Source organism: Amycolatopsis plumensis (genome assembly GCF_042652605.1).
GTDB classification, from domain to species: domain Bacteria; phylum Actinomycetota; class Actinomycetes; order Mycobacteriales; family Pseudonocardiaceae; genus Amycolatopsis; species Amycolatopsis plumensis.
The window spans coordinates 2,936,688-2,953,822 of sequence record NZ_JBHSJY010000001.1; the positions used below are offsets into that span (position 1 = coordinate 2,936,688).

A 17,135-nucleotide genomic window follows, 5' to 3' on the forward strand; every position below is an offset into this window, starting at 1 on the left:
TTACGGGTCCGTTCAGGGTTTTCCCCCGATCTCCCTGGTGAAATCCGGTTCTACCATCATGGGCATGGGCGAGGAAGAGACCGCGGCGGCGGAACCGGTGACCGAAACCAAGCCGTTGAGCGAGCGCGATCTCCGGGTGTCGGACCAGGAGCGCGAGCACGTCGTCGGCGTGCTGCAGAAGGCCATCGGCCGCGGGATGATCGACCTCGACGAGTTCACCGAGCGCACCGACCGCGCGCTGGCGTCGCGGACGCGGGGCGAGCTGAACGCCGTGCTGGCCGACCTCGCGGGGCTTTACCACCCGGCCGCGGCTCTCGCCGCCGCTCCGGCGTACGCGGCTCCGGCCGGCTACAGCGGCTTCCCGTCCGGGCAGCGCGTCGAACTGAACGCGAAGTACTCGTCGCTGCACCGCGGCGGGCCGTGGGTGGTGCCGTCCCAGCTGGTGGTGCGCAACAAGTACGGCTCGACGAAGCTGGACTTCACCGAAGCCCAGGTCCAGTCGCCGGTGGTGCACATCGAGCTGGACGCCAAGTGGGGCTCGGTCGAGATCATCATCCCGGAGCACGCGGCGGTGGACCTCAATTCGATCGGCGACGTCAAGTTCGGCTCGATGGAGGACAAGACGCGCAGCAACGGGCGGATGGGCAACCCGCGGTACGTGCTGAGCGGCCGCGTCCACGGCGGTTCGCTGGTCGTCCGGCACCCGCGGCGCGGTCTCTTCGGCTAGCCGGGGCCCCTCTGCCCCCGGCGTCAAGAAGGCCTCCCCACCCAGGCATCGGGTGGGGAGGCCTTCGCTCGTTCAGGCGGCCCGCAGGTTCCGCGCCACGAACCAGACGAGGGTGGCGAACGCGACGGCGGCCAGCGCGGCGACGACGTGCAGGCCGGTGGCGAAGCCGTGCGCGCGGACGACGGCGTTGCCGAGGGTCCCGACGGTCGCGATGCCGATGGCGTAGCCGAACTCGTTGACGGTCTGCGCCAGCGACGCGGCGGCGCCCGCCTTGCGCTCCGGAACCGAGCCGACGACGAGGTCGGTGCCCAGCGCGACCATCGGCCCGACGCCCAGCGACGTCACGGCGAACCCCAGCGCGGGCCACCCCGGCCCGGCCACGGGGTCGGCGACCGCGAGGATCACCATGCCGGCCGCGGCGAGCGCCACCCCGCCGGCAATGAGGACGTTCGTCTGCACGCGGCGCGCGAGGTGCGGCGCGGCGAGGAAGCTGACGGTGGAGCCGGCCATCCCGGGCAGCAGCCCGAGCGCGGCGCCGACCGGCGAAAGGTGCTGCGCGAGCTGCAGGAACTGCGCCGTGAAGAGCATGGTGGTGCCGCCGAGCATGCTGAACAGGAGCATTCCGCCGAGCGTGGTGCGGAAGGCCTTCGCGGCGAAGAGGCTGAAGTCGACGAGCGGGTCTTCGAGGGCGCGCTGCCGCTTGTAGAAGACGTACCCGACGGCCAGGCCGATGAGCAGAGCCGTGGTGGGGACGACGTGGAGGCCGTCACGCGCGATTTCCTTGATGCCGTAGACGGCGGGCAGGATGGCGGCGAGCGAGAGGGCGACGCTGGGGAGGTCGAGCCGTCCGGCCTGCTCGTCGCGGTACTCGGGCAGCAGCTTCGGGCCGATGACGAGCAGCAGGACCATGGCGGGAACGCCGAGCAGGAAGACCGAGCCCCACCAGAAGTGCTCGAGCAGCAGCCCGCCGACCATCGGCCCGATGATGGCGCCGACGGTGAAGCAGCCGGCCCAGATCCCGATGGCCTGCGCCCGCTGCTGCGGGTTCTTGAAGAGGGTCCCGATCAGGGAGAGCGTGGAGGGAGCGAGGGTCGCGCCGGAGATCCCGAGAACGGCCCGCGCGGCGATGAGCATCCCGGCACTGGGGGCGAAGGCGGCCCCCACGGAGGCGAGCCCGAAGGCGGCGGCCCCGATGAGCAGCAGCTTCCGCCGCCCGATTCGGTCGCCGAGGGTCCCCATGGTGACCATGAGCCCGGCGACCATGAAGCCGTAGGTGTCCATGATCCAGAGCTGCTGGGTCCCATCGGCGTGCAACCCGGCGGCGATCTTCGGGAGCGCGAGGACGAGGACGAAGACGTCGAGCGAGACGAGCAGGGTCGGCAGGGCCAGCACGGCCAGGCCGACCCACTCCCGGCGCCCGGCCCTGACGGCTTCGGCCGGGGCGGCTTCGGCCGGGGCGGCTGCCACGGGACCGGCTTCGGCCGGGCCGGAGATGGTGGCGGTCATGGTGAGGTCCTCTCGACGCGGGTGCTTCTCACCTCTTCGTCGAGCGGCCGGCCACGGGATCGACAACGGCCCGGAACTTTTCTCGGTGAAGGCCGCCCCTGGGGCTTCGGGGCGGCCTTCACCGGCTTGAGGCGGGTTGCCCACACCCCTCGATCAATGTGGACAACCACGCTGTTTCAGGTTCGCACAACTCCGCACTGTCGGTGATGACCGATAGACTGAAAGTGGGGGGGTGCCCCCGCGGGTGGGGATGTTTCGTGCTGGGGCGAAACGAGTCAGGCAGGTCCTGGCGGCAGGCCCAAGCGGCCAGACGGAGCCCGACCGCAGGCCCGAGCAGCGGGCCGACCCGAGCAGCAGGCCCAGCCGGACCACAGGCCCCAGCGGCAGGCCGCCCCTGACCCCAGGCCCGGAGCGGCAGGCCGAGCCGGGACCGCACACCAGGGCCGGTGGCGGCCAACTCACCTCCGGCGCGAAAGCCTCAGGGGCGCGCCGCCGTGCGGGCGGCCGTCGGGTTCGAAGTGGCCAGGGTGGCCTCCGCCAGCGCTTCGCACTCCGCGAGGGTCGCCGCCGCCAAACTCGCTCCCACCGCTCGGATCGCCGGGGCGTTCATCGACAGGCTCGTCAGGCCCAAGCCCGCCAGGACCAGCGCCAGGCGCGGGTCGGCGGCCGCTTCGCCGCAGACGCCCGCCGGCTTGCCCGTGGCCTTGGCCGCGTCGCCGATCAGCTTGAGCAACCGGAGGAGGGCCGGCTGCCAGGGGTCGTTCAACTTGGCCACCGCGCCCAGCTGGCGGTCCGCCGCGAACGTGTACTGGGCCAGGTCGTTCGTGCCCACCGAGACGAAGTCCACCGCTTCCAGGATCTCGCGGGCGCTCAGCGCCGCCGCCGGGATCTCGATCATCACGCCCGCGCGGGCGATGCCCGCCGCCCGCACCCGCTCCGCGAACCAGGCCGCTTCCTCGACCGTGGCCACCATCGGGGCCATCACCGACACCTCGGCGCCCGAATCCTCCGCCGCGCCCGCGATGGCCTCGAGCTGGCGGTCCAGCACCTCGGGCCGGTCGAACGCCACGCGCAGGCCCCGCACACCCAGCGCCGGGTTCGGTTCGGCTTCCGGGGACAGGAACGCCAGGGGCTTGTCCGCGCCCGCGTCGAGGGTCCGCACGATCACGGGCTTGCCGCGGAACGGCGAAAGCACGGCCGTGTACGCCGCGCGCTGGTCGGCGACCGTCGGCTCGTCCGCGGCGTCCAGGTAGCAGAACTCGGTGCGGAACAGGCCGACCCCTTCGGCGCCCGCGTCCGCCGCGGCCTGCGCGTCGGCCGGGGAGCCGACGTTGCCGTAGACCTTCACCCGGTGACCGTCGGCCGTGGCGCCGGTGCCGTTCCAGTCGGCGAGCTGGGCCACCGCCGCCGTGACGACCGGGGCGGCCGGGTCCGCGACCTCGACCGTGCCCGTGTCGCCGTCGACCGCAAGCGCTTGCGCGTCCAGGGCCAGCAGCCCGCGCACCGCGACGACGGCCGGGATGCCCAGGGCGCGCGCGAGGATCGCGGTGTGGCTCGTGGGCCCGCCTTCCTCGGTGACCAGGGCGAGCACTTTCGCCGGGTCGAGGCCGGCGGTGTCGGCCGGGGCGAGGTCGCGGGCGACCAGGACGCTCGGCGACGCCAGCTCGGGCACCCCGGGCGGCGCGATGCCGAGCAGCTCGGCGATCAGCCGGTCGCGGACGTCCCGGACGTCCCGGACGCGCTCGGCCATGTACCCGCCGGCCGCCGCCAGCGCCTCGGCGAAGCCCTCCGCGGCCTGGTAGACGGCTCGCGCGGCGGGCAGATTCTGCGTCTTCACCAGGGTCTCGGCCTGCGACGCGAGCGCCGGGTCCGCCGCCATCGCGGCGGTGGTGATGAGGATCGTCGCCGCCTCGCCGGTGGCCGTCTCGGCCTGCTTCTCCAGCCGGCCGGCGACGATCGCGGCCGCGGGGGCGATCCGGGCGGCCTCGGCGGCCGGGTCGGCCGGGGCCGGGGTGGCGGCGGGCTCGCCGAGCGGCTCCGCGACACGGACGACGGGACCACTCGCGCGGCCGGGGCTGACGGCGACCCCCGAGAGGGCGTCCGCGGCGGCATCAAACTCAGGCATGGTCTAGACCATAGCTCAGGTACGCCTGGATATCTCGTGGTGGCGGGCACAAACCGCGTTGCCGTACCTGGTCGAGCACCGGCTTGACCTCCTCGCGCCACCAGGAGCCGGCCAGTTCTTCGCGGCTGCGCACCGGCCGTCCGGCCAGCATACGGCGGAAACCCCAGGCCTCGGCCGAGTCGGCGAGCCGGAACCAGTCGGCCGGGTCGTCGAGCCACAGCCCGAGGCGGACGTCGTCCGGCAGCGGCACGCGCTCGAGGAACATCCGCTCGGCGGTCTTCGACGGCAGGTCGGCGAGGGTCAGGCAGCGCAGCGCGCAGGCGACCGTGCTGATCCAGCGGACCCGCGCGCGGATCGTCCGGGTGCCGCGTGCCCGCGCGATGCCGACGCGGTGGTGGCCGTCTTCGACGAAGAACATGTCGGAGAGCCGCACGAGCCGCACCGGCGGCAGGTCCGCCGTCGTCCGCGTCAGGTACTCCCAGCGGTCGCGCAGTGCGCGGTTGCGCGGCCGGAACTCGCGGTCGAAGTCCCCGGCGCGGGCCACCGTGCCGACAATGCCCTCCAGCGGGACGTCGTAGACGCCTTCGTCGAGTTCGGTCTGCTTGCCGAGCGCCTTGAGGGTCTCGTCGAGCGGCATGATCGCGAGCCGGTCGGGGCGGCGCGCGTCCGCGATCGCCCGCAGCTGAGCGGCGTAGCCGCGCCACCAGGCCGAATCGAACGAGTCGCCCATGTGACCTGCAACACGGCCAACCGCGTGATCATTCCCCCAGGTCGGCGGCGGTGGGGTAGGACGGCTGGGCCCCGTGCCGCGTCACGCTGAACGCCGCGACCCGCACGGCCCGCTTCGCCGCGGAGACCACGTCGGCACCGTCGGCGAGCGACGCGGCGAGCGCGCCCGCGAAGGCGTCCCCGGCCCCGGTGGTGTCGACGGCGTCGACCTTCGGCGACGCCACCTCGGTCGTGGCGTCCTTCTCCACCACCACGGCGCCGGCCGCGCCGAGCGTGACGACGGCCGCCCGCGGCCCCAGGTCGAGCAGCTTCCGGAACTCGGCGCCGGGCCCGGTGAGCCAGGCCGCCTCGTGCTCGTTGACCAGCAGGACGTCGAGCCTGGCCAGCGTCTCCGGGGACAGCTTCGCCGCCGGTGACAGGTTCAGCAGCACCCGGACGCCCTTTTCGGCGGCCCGCGCGACGGCGTGCTCGACGGTCGGCAGCGGCACCTCCAGCGAGACGACCATGACCTCCACCCCGTCGAAGACGGCGTCGACGTCGGCGGGTTCCAGGCCGGAGTTGGCGCCGGGGGAGACGAGGATGGAGTTCTCGCCGTCCGGGGTGACGGTGATGTAGGCGATGCCGGTCGGTCGGTCGCTGGTCCGCACGAGCCCGGTGTCGACGCCGGCGGCGCGAAGCGAATCGAGCAGCAGCCTGCCGTAGGGATCGTCACCGACGGCGCCGAGCAGCGCGACGTCCGCCCCGAGCCGGCCCGCCGCGACCGCCGTGTTGGCGCCCTTGCCGCCCGGCGAAAGCACGGTGTCGCCGCCCAGTACCGTCTCCCCGCCGGCAGGCCGGCGATCCACCGCGACGACGAGGTCGGCGTTGGCGGATCCCACAACGAGGACGTCGGAGTTCATACCCGCACTGTGCCAGAAACCGGTCCGGACCAGGTCAGCACCGGCGAACAAGGGGAAAGTGAAGGTTTTTGTAACTTATCCGGGGCGGAGTGCGACAATCATGCGAGCAGCGGAAGCCTGTCACTCGATCGGGGGATGTCCGTCCCCCGGCCGTCACTTCGTGACCTCGGTCCCGCTCTCCTGGTGCGTCATCGCGGAGACGTGGTGACGTTGCCCCGACCGGCGCGAGCCGGGCAGGGCATCGGGTCGCCGGCGTCGATCACGTAGCCCCCCGAGTGATCGGCGTCGGCGGCGCCCCTGCCCCGCAGATACGCGCGGAATTCCTTCGTCACGCGTTCACCAGCCGCATCGCGTTCTTGGCCGCGCCCGGCGAAACTTTCGCCGCGAGCGTGCGGTCCCCACCTCGGCGGAGGATCGCGTGCACCGAGACGTAGTGGCGCGTGGCCTGCTTCCCCGAAGGCTCGGCGGTCAGCCGCGCGAGATCGGCGCGCCCCACCCGGACCGGATCGCCTTCCTTGGGGCGCCAGGTGATCGCGTCGGCGGTCAGGGCGAACTCACCCGAATCGCCGCGGTAGCGCGTCACGTAGAGCAGCGCCCAAATCGCCAACGCGACCGGCAGCGGGATGCCCGGCGGGATGTCGTAGAAGGCGGGCGCCACGAAGTCGGCGATGACGGCCAGCCAAGCCACCCACAGGACGAACAACCGGCCGGGGGAGGCCTGTTCGGCGCGGACGAGCGTGCGCGCCTGATCGGCGCTCCAGCGTTTGACCAGCCGCCGCACCGGATTCGGGACGCCGAAGCCGCCGCGGCGGACGTTCTTGGACGTCCACCGCCCGAGGCCGGGGCGGTACCGCTCGATCGCCGCCGATGCCTTCTCCGCCTCTTCCCTGGCCATCGCCGACGACAGGATGAAGCCGTCTTCGGACTTGTGCCGGAGGTCGCGGTTCAGGTACCGGATCGCGTCGTCGTCCACAAGGGAAACGGCGAGCGCGACACGGCCGCCCGGCTGCCCCTCGCGGAAGTCGAACCGGCGGACGGCGTCCCAGGGCAGGACGAGCGTCGTCTTGTCCTCGAGCGGCTGCCGGAAACCGTCGGGCCCGAATTCGACCTTCGCCGTCATCATCGCGCCGTGGCGGCGGATGTACCACCTCGCGAACGGCCGGTAGCCGAAACACAGCAAGGCCAGCAGGCCGAGGGCGGGCGCGACCACATGCACGACCCGATCCCCGCCGCGCGTCCACGCCAGCAAGCCGGCCACCACGGCGAACACGACGCCGAAGAACGTCAGGCACCCGAGGGTGGTCCTCAAGTCCGACGGTGAGTCGTGGATCGGCAGCCGGACCTGCACCGCGGCCGTTTCCGGCTCGCCGGGAGTCGTCGACACCACGGCGTCAGATCGACCCGGAGATGCGCTGTCCGCCCTGCTGCCGGAAGACGGGTTCGGCGGCATCGGGTTTCTTCTCGTTGTAGTGGTTTTCGCGGTAGTTCTTGTCGGCCTCGTCGTACGCTGCCGCGGTCTTCTTGCCTGCTTCCTTGCCCGCTTCTTCAGCGAAGGCTTTGGGCAGCTCCTTGACGCCGTCCTTGAAGATGCCCGGCGCCGCGTGCACCGCGTCCTTCAGGGCCGCGAGCAACTTCTGCCCGACTGTCCTGAAGAGGCCGCTGAGGTGGTTGAACTGGCTGATGCCCCGCTGGAAGGCGCGGACGAGTTTCCGCAGCCACTGCAACATCCGCTCGCCGCACTTGGCGATCTCCACGGTGCCTTCGCCCGCGACGCCCACGGGAGCCGCGGGACCGGGGTACCGCATGAGGATGCTGATCAGCTTGCCGATGCATTCGGTGAGCAGGTCGCGCAGCACGCTGCGCACGACGTTCAGGATGCTCTTGCAGACGTCGATCAGGACGGAGATGGCCTTCGCCCCGCCGGCGACACCGGAGTACATGTCGCCGAGTTCGGCGGTGAACGCGCGATAGGCGTCCGCGCCCTGCCCCTGCCACTCCGCGCTGTCGGCTTTCACCGTGTCCAGGAGGTCTTTGGCGACGGCGTCGATCTCGTCGCTGATGCCGCTCCAGGTCTCCTGCATGACGTCGAGCTGTTCCTGGTTCCCGGTCACCCAGTCGAGCGGGGCACGCAGGAATTCGACGTGCTCGATCAGCCAGCCGAGCCCCATGCCGGCCAGGCCCGCGATCGGGTCCTGCACGAACTCCGCGACCCCGGCCGCCCCGAAACCGAGGTTGAGCAGGCCTTCGGTCCAGTCGCCGTCGGCCGCCTTCGTCGCCGCGTCCCAGAAGTCCTGCGCCATCCCGGCGCCTTCGAGGGCGGACGATCCTTCTTCGACCTTCTTCTTGGCCTCGGTCACCAACGCGTTCTCAGTCAAGGTGGATGCCTTCCAAGCTCGCCTTGACGTCCTGCTCGCGCCAGTCGACGTGCTGGGACCAGGTGCGGACGCGGTCGATCTGCTCCTGGGCCACGTTCTTCGCGTGGCCGATGGAGTCGCTCCCCAGGGTCTGGGCGACGCCGCACAGCGCGCCGAGGCCACAGGCCTGGCCGATGAGGCCGAACGCCATCGGGTCGACGACCTGGGCCGCCGCGTCCAGCGTCTTCGCGAACCGGTCGACGAACGGTTCGAGCTTTTTCGCGTGGGACAGCAACTGCTCCGGCTTGATCCGGATGTCCGCCTGCGGGTTGTTCACGTGTTCCCCTCCCTCGTCGCCCTGGTCAGCGCAGGTAGTCGCCGTCGCTGAAGTAGTCGTCGTCGGTGCCGGCCTCGGGAGTGGGTCGCGGCGGCGCCGGTTTCGGCTTCGGCGGCGACGGCGGCTCTTCCTCGGCGATGAACCGCGCCCCGTCGTTCGCCGGCGTCGCGGGGCCGCCGTCCACGAAACCCTGCGGCTCCGGCTCCGGGAATTCCCGGTGGAGCTGGTCGACCAGCTCGTTCATCGTCTCGGTGCCCGCGATCGACGGCATCCCGGCCTGCACGGCGCCCGCCAGCTTGCTCTGCGCGCGCTGGACGGTTCGCAGGATCTCGTCGGCGAGGTTCGCCTTCTCCCGCACGGCGTGCCCGATCTCCAGCCCGACGAGGTTGCCGAGGTGGTTGACCTTGACCGCGATCTGGCCGTCCGGGCTGCGCTCGGCCACGGAAACCGCCGCCATCTCCGCCTGCATGCGGTGGCCCCGCTGCTTGGCCTCGGCGATCTTGGCGTCGAAGCTCGCCAGCAGTTGCTCAGGGTTCGACACGCGAACCTCCCCTGTTCACGTCAGTAGCCGTACGGGCACCGAGTGTGGCACACCGGTCCGACAGTTTCGAAGAGTTCCGGTTTTCCCACAGGGGCGAACGCCCGACCGGCCGATTCTTCACACAGCGGGTAACCGCTGCGGTATTGTGCGTGACGCAGAGGAGTCGAACGCGAGGGGAGCGCGGTTCGATGGGGTTGTTCGGCGACATGCTCGACGCTGCCAAGCACGTCGGGTCGGAAATCGCGCACGCCGTCCAGTCGGGTGGCGAGCGGCTCGACAACGTCCTGACCGGCGCCGGCATCGGCCTGGCCGCGGGCGGGATTCCCGGTGCGGTCGCGGGGGCGTACGTCGGCTCGCAGACCGGCACCGGGGCGGTGAACCCGCAGGCCGCCGGGCTGTCGCCCGGCCAGCTGGTCCAGGCCGTGCAGCACGGTCGCGGTACCGGTTCGCTGGAGGAGGTGCGCCGGGCGGGCGTCGACCAGTCGGATTACCAGCGCCGGCTCGAGCAGAGCACGCGCGAGCTGACGTCCGGTCTCGAATCCGCGTGGACGGGCGGCTCATCGGACGCGGCACGGGAGCGGCTCCAGCCGCTGACGGCGTCGGCGGCCTCGGCGTCGGTGTCGCTGGACCGCAACTCGACGCTGGCCCAGGCGCAGATCGACCAGTTCAACCAGCTGAAGCACTCGCTGCACCAGGACGTCACCGACCAGCCGCCGACGCGCAGCGCCTGGGACGTCGTGACGCCGTGGGACACCGACACCGAAGACAAGATCAACCAGTACAACCAGAAGGCCCAGGAGAACGTCGAGCGGTACAACGCGTATTCGCAGCAGTCCAGCTCCAACACCGCGGCCCGCACGATCGACTACGGCCAGCTCGGCGAGTACAACGGCGGCGACTTCACGGTGCAGAAACCGAAGAAGCCCGTCGAACCGCCGCCACGGAAGCGGACAACGACCGGGGGCGACGACGACCGGTCGATCGATGGCCAGGTGCAGCCGCCGCCGTCGGTCCACCCGCCGGTCGTGCCGCCGCCCGGGCATGTGACGCCTCCCGAGCAGGTCACGCCGCCCGGGCAGGTCACGCCGCCGGGGCAGGTCACGCCACCGGGATCGCACCCGTCCGGCGTCAACGACAGCGTTCGCGCGCAGAGTTACGTGCCACCGTCGACGCAGTACCCGCCGGGCTACCAGCCACCGGGGACGGGCCCGGGCGGGTTCGGCCCCGGCTCGGGTCCCGGCGGGGGGTTCGGCCCCGGCTCAGGAGGCGGGTTCGGGCCCGGCTTCGGCCCTGGTGGCGGCGGGTTCGGGCCGGGCTCGTCGTCCGGCGCGGGCGGCGGCACCGGCTCGGGATCGGGCGCGCGCGGTCCCGGCGCGGCGACCGGAGCCGGCGTCCCGGGCGAAGGACGTCCTGGTGCGGCCGGTGGCGTCCGCGGCGGCGCGGCGGGCAAGCCGGGTTCGCCGGGAATGGGCGGCATGGGCCCGGGCGCCAAGGGCGGTAAGGGTGAGGAGGACACGGAGCACCAGCGCGCGTCGTACCTGGTGGAGGCGGATCCGGAGAGCCTCTTCGGCGGCTCCGACGAGCGGACGGCGCCCCCGGTGATCGGGCTGTGATCTTCCTGCCCAAGGCGGCCTTGCTCACCGCGTGGGAGTGGGAACGCCACGGCCCGCCGCCGGCGGTCCTCGGCGCCGACAACCTCTGGCTCGGCGACGAGACCCGCAAACGGCTCGAGGAGCAGGTCCTCGCCGTCCTGACCTCGCTCCGGCTGGCGGCTGGCGGCACGCTCACGCGGGAGTTCCGCGACGTCCTGCGCGTCCTGGCGAGGGGCGCCCACCAGTTCACGGCGTGGCTGGGCGACATGGAAGCGGACGAGTCAGGCGCAGCGCTCGTGTCGGCCTCCGGCCCGGACGCACTCCGGCTGATCCGGAAGGACGACACGGTCCGGATCGACGTGGTGGAGCCGTCGCGGCTCGCGGAGTCCCTGGTGGACGTGCTGCCGCCGGTGCCGCCGGCGCGGATTGCGGCGGTGTCGATCCCGGAGGCGCGGTTCTCGGGCCGCGCGGTGGAGGAGTCGTACGACCTCGCCGACCCGACGCTCGATCGCGGTCCCGACCCGCTGCCGTGGGCACGCCGGCTGATGACGGCGCGGCGGACGGGGCTGCACCAGTGTTACGCCGTGAATCGGGGCTCTCGCAGCGCGCCGATCACCGCCGTGGACATCGCCGGGACCGGCCGGGTGCTGACGTACGTGTATCCGGGACGCGAGCGGATGGTCAGCTTCCAGCCGGGGACCCGGGCTGCGCTGACTGAGGTGCTGTACGCGACCCTGAACGGGTTAGGGGGAGGACGATGACGGACCCGATCTTCAGCGGCATCGGCTTCTGGGCGACGGACATGCCGAGCTCGGGGCCGCCGCCTGCCGGTGGGCAGGGGTTCGCGATGAGCGCGGACGAGATGCGGGCGATGCTCAAGAAGGCACAGACCCAACGCGACGAACTCTCCGAACAGTTGCGACTGGCGCGTTACTTGATGATGGCGACCCCACCGGCGGAAGAACCAGTCAGCCAAGCGGCGGTGAACGGGCCGAACGGTGTCAACGAAGCCGGCGCTTACTACGGGGGTCACCTGCAATACCAGTTCAACTACCTCACGGAGTTGATCGGGAGGATGCAGCAAGCTCTCGGCATCACCCAGGCCGCGGACCAGCAAGCGGCCGACTCGACCAAGACGATCAAGGGGTCGCTCGAATGAGCCGTCAAGTTGTCCTGGCCGCCACCGCAGTCGTTCTGGGTGCGGCTTTGCTGACGTCGTGCACGGGGAAGAACCCGACGAACGGCACGCCGAGCCCGGCGCCGGGCACCAGCGAATCGACCGGCGGGGCGGAACTGCCGAACAGCGGAGCGCCGAAGGTCGACAACCCGCTCCCGGCGGCCGCACTGGCCGGCAACCCCTGTGATTCGGCTCTGACGGCCGAACAAGTCACCGGCTACCTCGGGCAAACGAAAGCCCCGAAGGCGAGCGACACCGAACTGGGCCCTACCTGCGACTGGGCCAGCACGTCGGGATCGTCCGCCGGGATCCTGGTCGGTTACGACACCAAGTCCGGGCAAGGACTCAGCCTGCCCTACAAGAACGTGAAGCCGAAAGCGAAGCGCTGGGTGGACGACCTGCAGCCGATCCAGGGTTATCCGGCGGTCGGCTACGTGGACTCCGGAACGACGGACAACCGGGCCTGCGTGATCGTCGTCGGTATCGCCGACGACCTGACCTACTCCGTCTCGCTGAGCATCGGCGACTCGGCGGTCCAGGCCGGCAAGGACGCTTGCCAGCTCGGGCGCGGGGTGGCCGATACGGTGCTGACCAACCTCAAGGCGCGCGCCTGAGCTGCACCTTTTCGTTACGGCGGACATCGCGTAGATGCAAAATCTGTCGTACCAACCACCTAGACTGTTCGGATGAGCCACCCCACCCGCAGGGGTCGCGCGCGAGCGGCTACCGAACAGGACATCCGGCGGACCGCCCGGAAGCTGCTCGTCGAGCAGGGGCCGGAGGCGGTCACGCTGCGCGCCATCGCGCGGGAGCTGGGGATCACCGCGCCCGCGCTCTACCGGTACTACGAGTCGCGCGATGACCTCGTCGAGAACCTGCGGCTGGATGTCTGCGCCGACCTGGCCGACGATCTCGCCGAGGAGATCGCCGAGCTGCCGGACGACGGGGTGCTGCAGCTGTTCGCCATCTGCAAGGGTTTCCGGCGGTGGGCGCTCACCCACACGAAGGAATTCACGCTGGTTTTCGCGTCACCGACCGGCGGGATCGGGTCGACGTCGGGGAGTGCGCTGAGCCGGGTCGACGAGCCGTTCGGGCGGATCTTCCTCGCCGCCGCCGGGCGGGTGCTCGCGCGGCACGACATCGTGCTGCCGTCGGCCAGCGGGGTACCCGATGAGCTGCGGGACGACCTGAAGACCTTCCAGGAGTCGCTGGTCACCGTGCTCGTCGAGTCCGACCAGGGTGTGCCCGTCGAAAAGATCGACCTCGGCGTGACGTACCTGATGATCCAGTTCTGGGCCCGGCTCTACGGGCACGTCACGCTCGAGGTCTTCGGCAACTACCCGATCCCGATGTCCAAACCGGACGTCCTCTTCGAGGCCATGCTCATCGACCTGGCGCGGGAGATCGGGCTCGACCGCAGCTAGGCCGCGTGGCCGCCGTCCACCGACAGCACCGCCGCCGTCACGTAGGCACTGCCCGGCGCGGCCAGGTAGGACACCGCCGCGGCCACTTCGACGGGCTTTCCGTAGCGGTCGAACGCCGTCATCGCGGCCTGGTCCGCCGCGTACGGGCCGTCGGCCGGGTTCATGTCCGTGTCCGTCGGGCCCGGGTGGACCAGGTTGACCGTGATGCCGCGCGGGCCCAGTTCGCGCGCCAGTGCCTTGGTCAGGCCGACCATCGCCGCCTTGCTGGTCGCGTACAGCGCCATGCCCGGGCCGGGCACGCGGTCGGTGACGCAACTGCCGATCGTGATCACCCGGCCGCCGTCGGCCAGGACGCCGGCCGCCGCCTGGGTCGCGGCGAACACGCCGCGGACGTTCACCGCCAGCACGCGGTCGACGTCCTCGATCGCCGTCTCGGTGAAAGCGCCGACGAAGCCGACGCCCGCGTTGTTCACCAGCACGTCGAGCCGGCCGAACTCCGCCACCGCCGCGGAAACGGCGGCCGAAACCGCCGCGGCGTCCGCAGAGTCCGCCTGGATCGCCAGCGCGCGGCGGCCGAGCCCCTTGATCTGCTCGACCACCTCGGCCGCCCGCGCGGCGTTGTTCACGTACGTCAGCGCGACGTCCGCGCCGTCCTCGGCGAGCCGCAATGCCGTGGCCGCGCCGATGCCGCGGCTGCCGCCCGTCACCAGTGCCACCTTGCCGTCGAGGGTCATCCCCGGTTCTCCTTCGATCGAGCCGTTTTCGTTGACAGCTCAATCAAATCGAGAACCGGGGAAAAGCACCGGCAGCTTTCGGACGCCGCGTTACAGGACGATGTTGACCAGCCGCCCCGGCACCACGATCACCTTGCGCGGCGAGCCCTCGCCGACCATCGCGGCGACCTTCTCGTCCGCCAGCGCGGCCGCCTGGACCTCGTCGTTCGACGCCGACGCCGGCACCGTCACCCGGGAGCGGACCTTGCCGTTGACCTGGATCGGGTACTCGACCGAGTCCTCCACCAGGTACTTCTCGTCCACCACCGGGAACGGGCCCTGCACCAGCGAGTCCGCGTGGCCCAGCCGGTGCCACAGCTCCTCGGCCATGTGCGGGGCCAGCGGCGCCAGCATCAGCACCAGCGGCTCGGCCAGCTCACGCGGCGTCGACGCGGCGGCGCCGTACACCTTCGTGACGTGGTTGTTCAGCTCGATCAGCTTCGCGCCGGCCGTGTTGAACCGCATCTCCGCGTAGTCCTCGCGGACGCCGGCGATGGTCTTGTGCAGCACCTTGCGGTCTGCCTCGGAAGCGTCCTCAGTGGACACCCGCAGCTCGCCGGTCGTCTCGTCGACGACCAGGCGCCACAGCCGCTGCAGGAACCGGTGCGCACCCACGACGTCCTTGGTCGCCCAGGGACGCGACATGGCCAGCGGGCCCATCGCCATCTCGTAGAACCGGAACGTGTCGGCGCCGTAGTTCTCGGCCATCTCGTCCGGCGTGACGACGTTCTTCAGGCTCTTGCCCATCTTGCCGTACTCCTGGGTGACCTCTTCGCCGTTGAAGAAGTACTTCCCGTCGCGCTCCTCGACCTGCTCGGCCGGGACGTAGACGCCGCGCGCGTCCGTGTACGCGTACGCCTCGATGTAGCCCTGATTGAACAGCTTCCGGTACGGCTCCTTGGACGTCACGTGGCCCAGGTCGAACAGCACCTTGTGCCAGAACCGCGAGTACAGCAGGTGCAGCACCGCGTGCTCGACGCCGCCGACGTACAGGTCCAGGCCGCCGGTGTCGTCGGCGCCGTACTCGCCCGGGCGCGGGCCCATCCAGTACTGCTCGTTTTCCGGCGCGCAGAACGTCTCCGAGTTCGTCGGGTCCAGGTAGCGCAGCTGGTACCAGCAGGAGCCCGCCCAGTTCGGCATGGTGTTGATGTCGCGGCGGTACTTCTTGACGCCGTCGCCCAGGTCCAGCTCGACCTCGACCCAGTCGGTCGCGCGGGCCAGCGGCGACGACGGCGTCGAGTCGCGGTCCTCCGGGTCGAACGTCACCGGCGAGTAGTCGGCGACCTCGGGCAGCTCGATCGGCAGCATCGACTCGGGGACGGCGTGCACCTCGCCGTTCTCGTCGTAGACCACCGGGAACGGCTCGCCCCAGTAGCGCTGGCGGGAGAACAGCCAGTCGCGCAGCTTGTACTGCACGGTCCCGGTGCCGGCGCCCTTCTCCGACAGCCAGTCGATGATCGTCTTCTTGGCTTCGGCGACGTCCATGCCGTCCAGGAAGCCGGAGTTGATCGCCGGTCCGTCGCCGGTGAACGCCTTGCCGTCGAAGCCCTCGGACGGCTGCACGGTCCGGATGATGTCCAGGCCGAACTTCTCGGCGAATTCCCAGTCGCGGACGTCCTGGCCGGGGACGGCCATGATCGCGCCGGTGCCGTAGCCCATCAGCACGTAGTCGGCGACGAAGATCGGGATCTGCTTGTCGTTGACCGGGTTCGTCGCGTACGCGCCGGTGAAGACGCCGGTCTTCTCCTTGTTCTCCTGCCGGTCCAGCTCGGACTTCCGCGACGCGGCGACGCGGTACTCCTTGATGGCGTCGGCGGGCGTCTTTGCGCCGCCGGTCCAGCGCTCGTCGACGCCTTCCGGCCACGCTGCGGCCGTCAGCTTGTCGACCAGCGGGTGCTCGGGCGCCAGCACCATGTACGTGGCGCCAAACAGCGTGTCCGGGCGGGTCGTGAAGACCTCGATGCCCTCGTCGCCGGAGGAGAAGGTGACGCGAGCGCCGTGCGAGCGGCCGATCCAGTTCCGCTGCATGGACTTGACCTTCTCCGGCCAGTCCAGCAGGTCCAGGTCGTCGACCAGGCGATCGGCGTACGCGGTGATCCGCATCATCCACTGCCGCAGGTTGCGGCGGAAGACCGGGAAGTTGCCGCGCTCGCTGCGGCCGTCGGCGGTGACCTCTTCGTTCGACAGGACCGTGCCCAGGCCCGGGCACCAGTTGACCGGCGCTTCGGAGATGTACACCAGCCGGTGGTCGTCGATGATCTTCTTGCGCTCGGCCGCACTCAGCGACGCCCAGTCACGGCCGTCCGGCGTGGGCCGGGAGCCGTCCGCGAACGCGGCCTCCAGCTCGGCGATCGGCCGCGCCTTGCCCGCCTCGGTGTCGTACCAGGAGTTGAAGATCTGCAGGAAGATCCACTGGGTCCAGCGGTAGTACTCGGGGTCGATCGTGGAGATGCGACGGCGTTCGTCGTGGCCCAGGCCCAGGCGCCGGATCTGACGCAGGTAGGTCCGGATGTTCTCCTCGGTCGTCTTGCGCGGGTGCTGTCCGGTCTGGACCGCGTACTGCTCGGCCGGCAGGCCGAACGCGTCGAAGCCCATCGTGTGCAGCACGTTGCGCCCGATCATCCGGTGGTACCGGGCGAAGACGTCGGTGCTGATGAAGCCCAGCGGGTGCCCGACGTGCAGGCCGGAGCCCGACGGGTACGGGAACATGTCCTGGACGAACAGCTTGTCGCTGGGCACCGGCTGCCCCTCGACGGCGAGCGGCCCGACGGGGTTGGGTGCGTGGAAGGTCCCGTGGTCGGCCCAGTGGTCCTGCCAGCGCTGCTCGATCTGACCCGCCAGCGCGGCCGTGTAGCGGTGCGCCGGGACGTCGGTCCCTGTCGCCTCAGTCATGACGTCTTCCTTCTGTCGAGCCGCTCCAGAAACAACTCGACCCCTCAGCCACCAGGGCA

The 17,135-nt window shown here is 71.0% G+C and carries 16 protein-coding genes; 6 read left to right on the top strand and 10 right to left on the bottom strand.

What is annotated here, in order from left to right; translation table 11 throughout:
* Positions 1 to 64: 64 nt before the first annotated feature.
* Positions 65 to 727: a DUF1707 SHOCT-like domain-containing protein gene (locus ACFPLC_RS14045; RefSeq protein WP_378191788.1), complete on the top strand. Its 663-nt coding sequence runs from the start codon at positions 65 to 67 to the stop codon at positions 725 to 727.
* A 72-nt stretch (positions 728 to 799) separates the two neighbouring features.
* On the opposite strand, the gene ACFPLC_RS14050 is transcribed toward ACFPLC_RS14045, so the two are convergent.
* The 8 genes from ACFPLC_RS14050 to ACFPLC_RS14085 form a co-directional block, all read right to left on the bottom strand.
* A complete protein-coding gene (locus ACFPLC_RS14050) occupies positions 800 to 2,233 on the bottom strand; it encodes an MFS transporter (RefSeq protein WP_378191790.1) in 1,434 nt (477 codons plus the stop codon).
* A gap of 478 nt (positions 2,234 to 2,711) precedes the next feature.
* A complete protein-coding gene (gene ptsP / locus ACFPLC_RS14055; protein ID WP_378191792.1) occupies positions 2,712 to 4,358 on the bottom strand; it encodes a phosphoenolpyruvate--protein phosphotransferase in 1,647 nt (548 codons plus the stop codon).
* Positions 4,351 to 5,088 carry a hypothetical protein gene (locus tag ACFPLC_RS14060; protein WP_378191794.1) on the bottom strand — a complete coding sequence of 246 codons (738 nt, stop codon included), beginning with the start codon at positions 5,086 to 5,088 and terminating at the stop codon, positions 4,351 to 4,353. The genes ptsP and ACFPLC_RS14060 overlap by 8 nt, the downstream gene beginning before the upstream one ends.
* Positions 5,089 to 5,116: 28 nt before the next feature.
* Positions 5,117 to 5,986 (bottom strand): ribokinase, encoded by an 870-nt coding sequence (locus ACFPLC_RS14065; protein ID WP_378191796.1) that lies wholly within the window; start codon positions 5,984 to 5,986, stop codon positions 5,117 to 5,119.
* A gap of 328 nt (positions 5,987 to 6,314) precedes the next feature.
* Complete coding sequence (locus ACFPLC_RS14070; RefSeq protein WP_378235824.1) at positions 6,315 to 7,373, bottom strand: hypothetical protein; 1,059 nt, start codon at positions 7,371 to 7,373, stop codon at positions 6,315 to 6,317.
* A 4-nt stretch (positions 7,374 to 7,377) separates the two neighbouring features.
* Positions 7,378 to 8,361: a hypothetical protein gene (locus ACFPLC_RS14075; protein ID WP_378191800.1), complete on the bottom strand. Its 984-nt coding sequence runs from the start codon at positions 8,359 to 8,361 to the stop codon at positions 7,378 to 7,380.
* A complete protein-coding gene (locus tag ACFPLC_RS14080; protein WP_091389312.1) occupies positions 8,354 to 8,677 on the bottom strand; it encodes a hypothetical protein in 324 nt (107 codons plus the stop codon). Before ACFPLC_RS14080 ends, ACFPLC_RS14075 begins: the two co-directional genes overlap by 8 nt.
* 25 nt (positions 8,678 to 8,702) lie before the next feature.
* Positions 8,703 to 9,218 carry a YbaB/EbfC family nucleoid-associated protein gene (locus tag ACFPLC_RS14085; RefSeq protein WP_378191802.1) on the bottom strand — a complete coding sequence of 172 codons (516 nt, stop codon included), beginning with the start codon at positions 9,216 to 9,218 and terminating at the stop codon, positions 8,703 to 8,705.
* Between the two features lie 188 nt (positions 9,219 to 9,406).
* Between ACFPLC_RS14085 and ACFPLC_RS14090 the strand changes: the two genes are divergently transcribed.
* The 5 genes from ACFPLC_RS14090 (at position 9,407) to ACFPLC_RS14110 (ending at position 13,411) form a co-directional block, all read left to right on the top strand.
* Entirely contained in the window at positions 9,407 to 10,831 is a 1,425-nt protein-coding gene (locus ACFPLC_RS14090; protein ID WP_378191804.1) for a hypothetical protein, read from the top strand.
* A complete protein-coding gene (locus ACFPLC_RS14095; RefSeq protein WP_378191806.1) occupies positions 10,828 to 11,571 on the top strand; it encodes an ESX secretion-associated protein EspG in 744 nt (247 codons plus the stop codon). The genes ACFPLC_RS14090 and ACFPLC_RS14095 overlap by 4 nt, the downstream gene beginning before the upstream one ends.
* Positions 11,568 to 11,969, top strand: a complete 402-nt coding sequence (locus ACFPLC_RS14100) for a hypothetical protein (RefSeq protein WP_378191808.1) — start codon at positions 11,568 to 11,570, stop codon at positions 11,967 to 11,969. The genes ACFPLC_RS14095 and ACFPLC_RS14100 overlap by 4 nt, the downstream gene beginning before the upstream one ends.
* A complete protein-coding gene (locus tag ACFPLC_RS14105; RefSeq protein WP_378191810.1) occupies positions 11,966 to 12,601 on the top strand; it encodes a DUF3558 domain-containing protein in 636 nt (211 codons plus the stop codon). Before ACFPLC_RS14100 ends, ACFPLC_RS14105 begins: the two co-directional genes overlap by 4 nt.
* Positions 12,602 to 12,673: 72 nt before the next feature.
* Positions 12,674 to 13,411 (top strand): TetR/AcrR family transcriptional regulator, encoded by a 738-nt coding sequence (locus ACFPLC_RS14110; RefSeq protein WP_191316234.1) that lies wholly within the window; start codon positions 12,674 to 12,676, stop codon positions 13,409 to 13,411.
* Here the strand turns inward: ACFPLC_RS14110 and ACFPLC_RS14115 are convergent.
* Together ACFPLC_RS14115 and leuS are read right to left on the bottom strand one after the other, a co-directional pair.
* Positions 13,408 to 14,145: an SDR family oxidoreductase gene (locus ACFPLC_RS14115; protein ID WP_378191812.1), complete on the bottom strand. Its 738-nt coding sequence runs from the start codon at positions 14,143 to 14,145 to the stop codon at positions 13,408 to 13,410. The two genes, ACFPLC_RS14110 and ACFPLC_RS14115, sit on opposite strands and share 4 nt — an antisense overlap.
* A 90-nt stretch (positions 14,146 to 14,235) precedes the next feature.
* Positions 14,236 to 17,076, bottom strand: a complete 2,841-nt coding sequence (gene leuS, locus ACFPLC_RS14120; protein WP_378191814.1) for a leucine--tRNA ligase — start codon at positions 17,074 to 17,076, stop codon at positions 14,236 to 14,238.
* Positions 17,077 to 17,135 lie beyond the last annotated feature (59 nt).

What these genes read in the sequence shown, in the direction of transcription:
- ACFPLC_RS14045 (WP_378191788.1), top strand. Translation starts at nt 65, where the DNA reads ATGGGCGAGGAAGAGACCGCGGCGGCGGAACCGGTGACCGAAACCAAG.
- ACFPLC_RS14050 (WP_378191790.1), bottom strand. Translation starts at nt 2,233, where the DNA reads ATGACCGCCACCATCTCCGGCCCGGCCGAAGCCGGTCCCGTGGCAGCC.
- ptsP (WP_378191792.1), bottom strand. Translation starts at nt 4,358, where the DNA reads ATGCCTGAGTTTGATGCCGCCGCGGACGCCCTCTCGGGGGTCGCCGTC.
- ACFPLC_RS14060 (WP_378191794.1), bottom strand. Translation starts at nt 5,088, where the DNA reads ATGGGCGACTCGTTCGATTCGGCCTGGTGGCGCGGCTACGCCGCTCAG.
- ACFPLC_RS14065 (WP_378191796.1), bottom strand. Translation starts at nt 5,986, where the DNA reads ATGAACTCCGACGTCCTCGTTGTGGGATCCGCCAACGCCGACCTCGTC.
- ACFPLC_RS14090 (WP_378191804.1), top strand. Translation starts at nt 9,407, where the DNA reads ATGGGGTTGTTCGGCGACATGCTCGACGCTGCCAAGCACGTCGGGTCG.
- ACFPLC_RS14100 (WP_378191808.1), top strand. Translation starts at nt 11,568, where the DNA reads ATGACGGACCCGATCTTCAGCGGCATCGGCTTCTGGGCGACGGACATG.
- ACFPLC_RS14105 (WP_378191810.1), top strand. Translation starts at nt 11,966, where the DNA reads ATGAGCCGTCAAGTTGTCCTGGCCGCCACCGCAGTCGTTCTGGGTGCG.
- ACFPLC_RS14110 (WP_191316234.1), top strand. Translation starts at nt 12,674, where the DNA reads ATGAGCCACCCCACCCGCAGGGGTCGCGCGCGAGCGGCTACCGAACAG.
- ACFPLC_RS14115 (WP_378191812.1), bottom strand. Translation starts at nt 14,145, where the DNA reads ATGACCCTCGACGGCAAGGTGGCACTGGTGACGGGCGGCAGCCGCGGC.
- leuS (WP_378191814.1), bottom strand. Translation starts at nt 17,076, where the DNA reads ATGACTGAGGCGACAGGGACCGACGTCCCGGCGCACCGCTACACGGCC.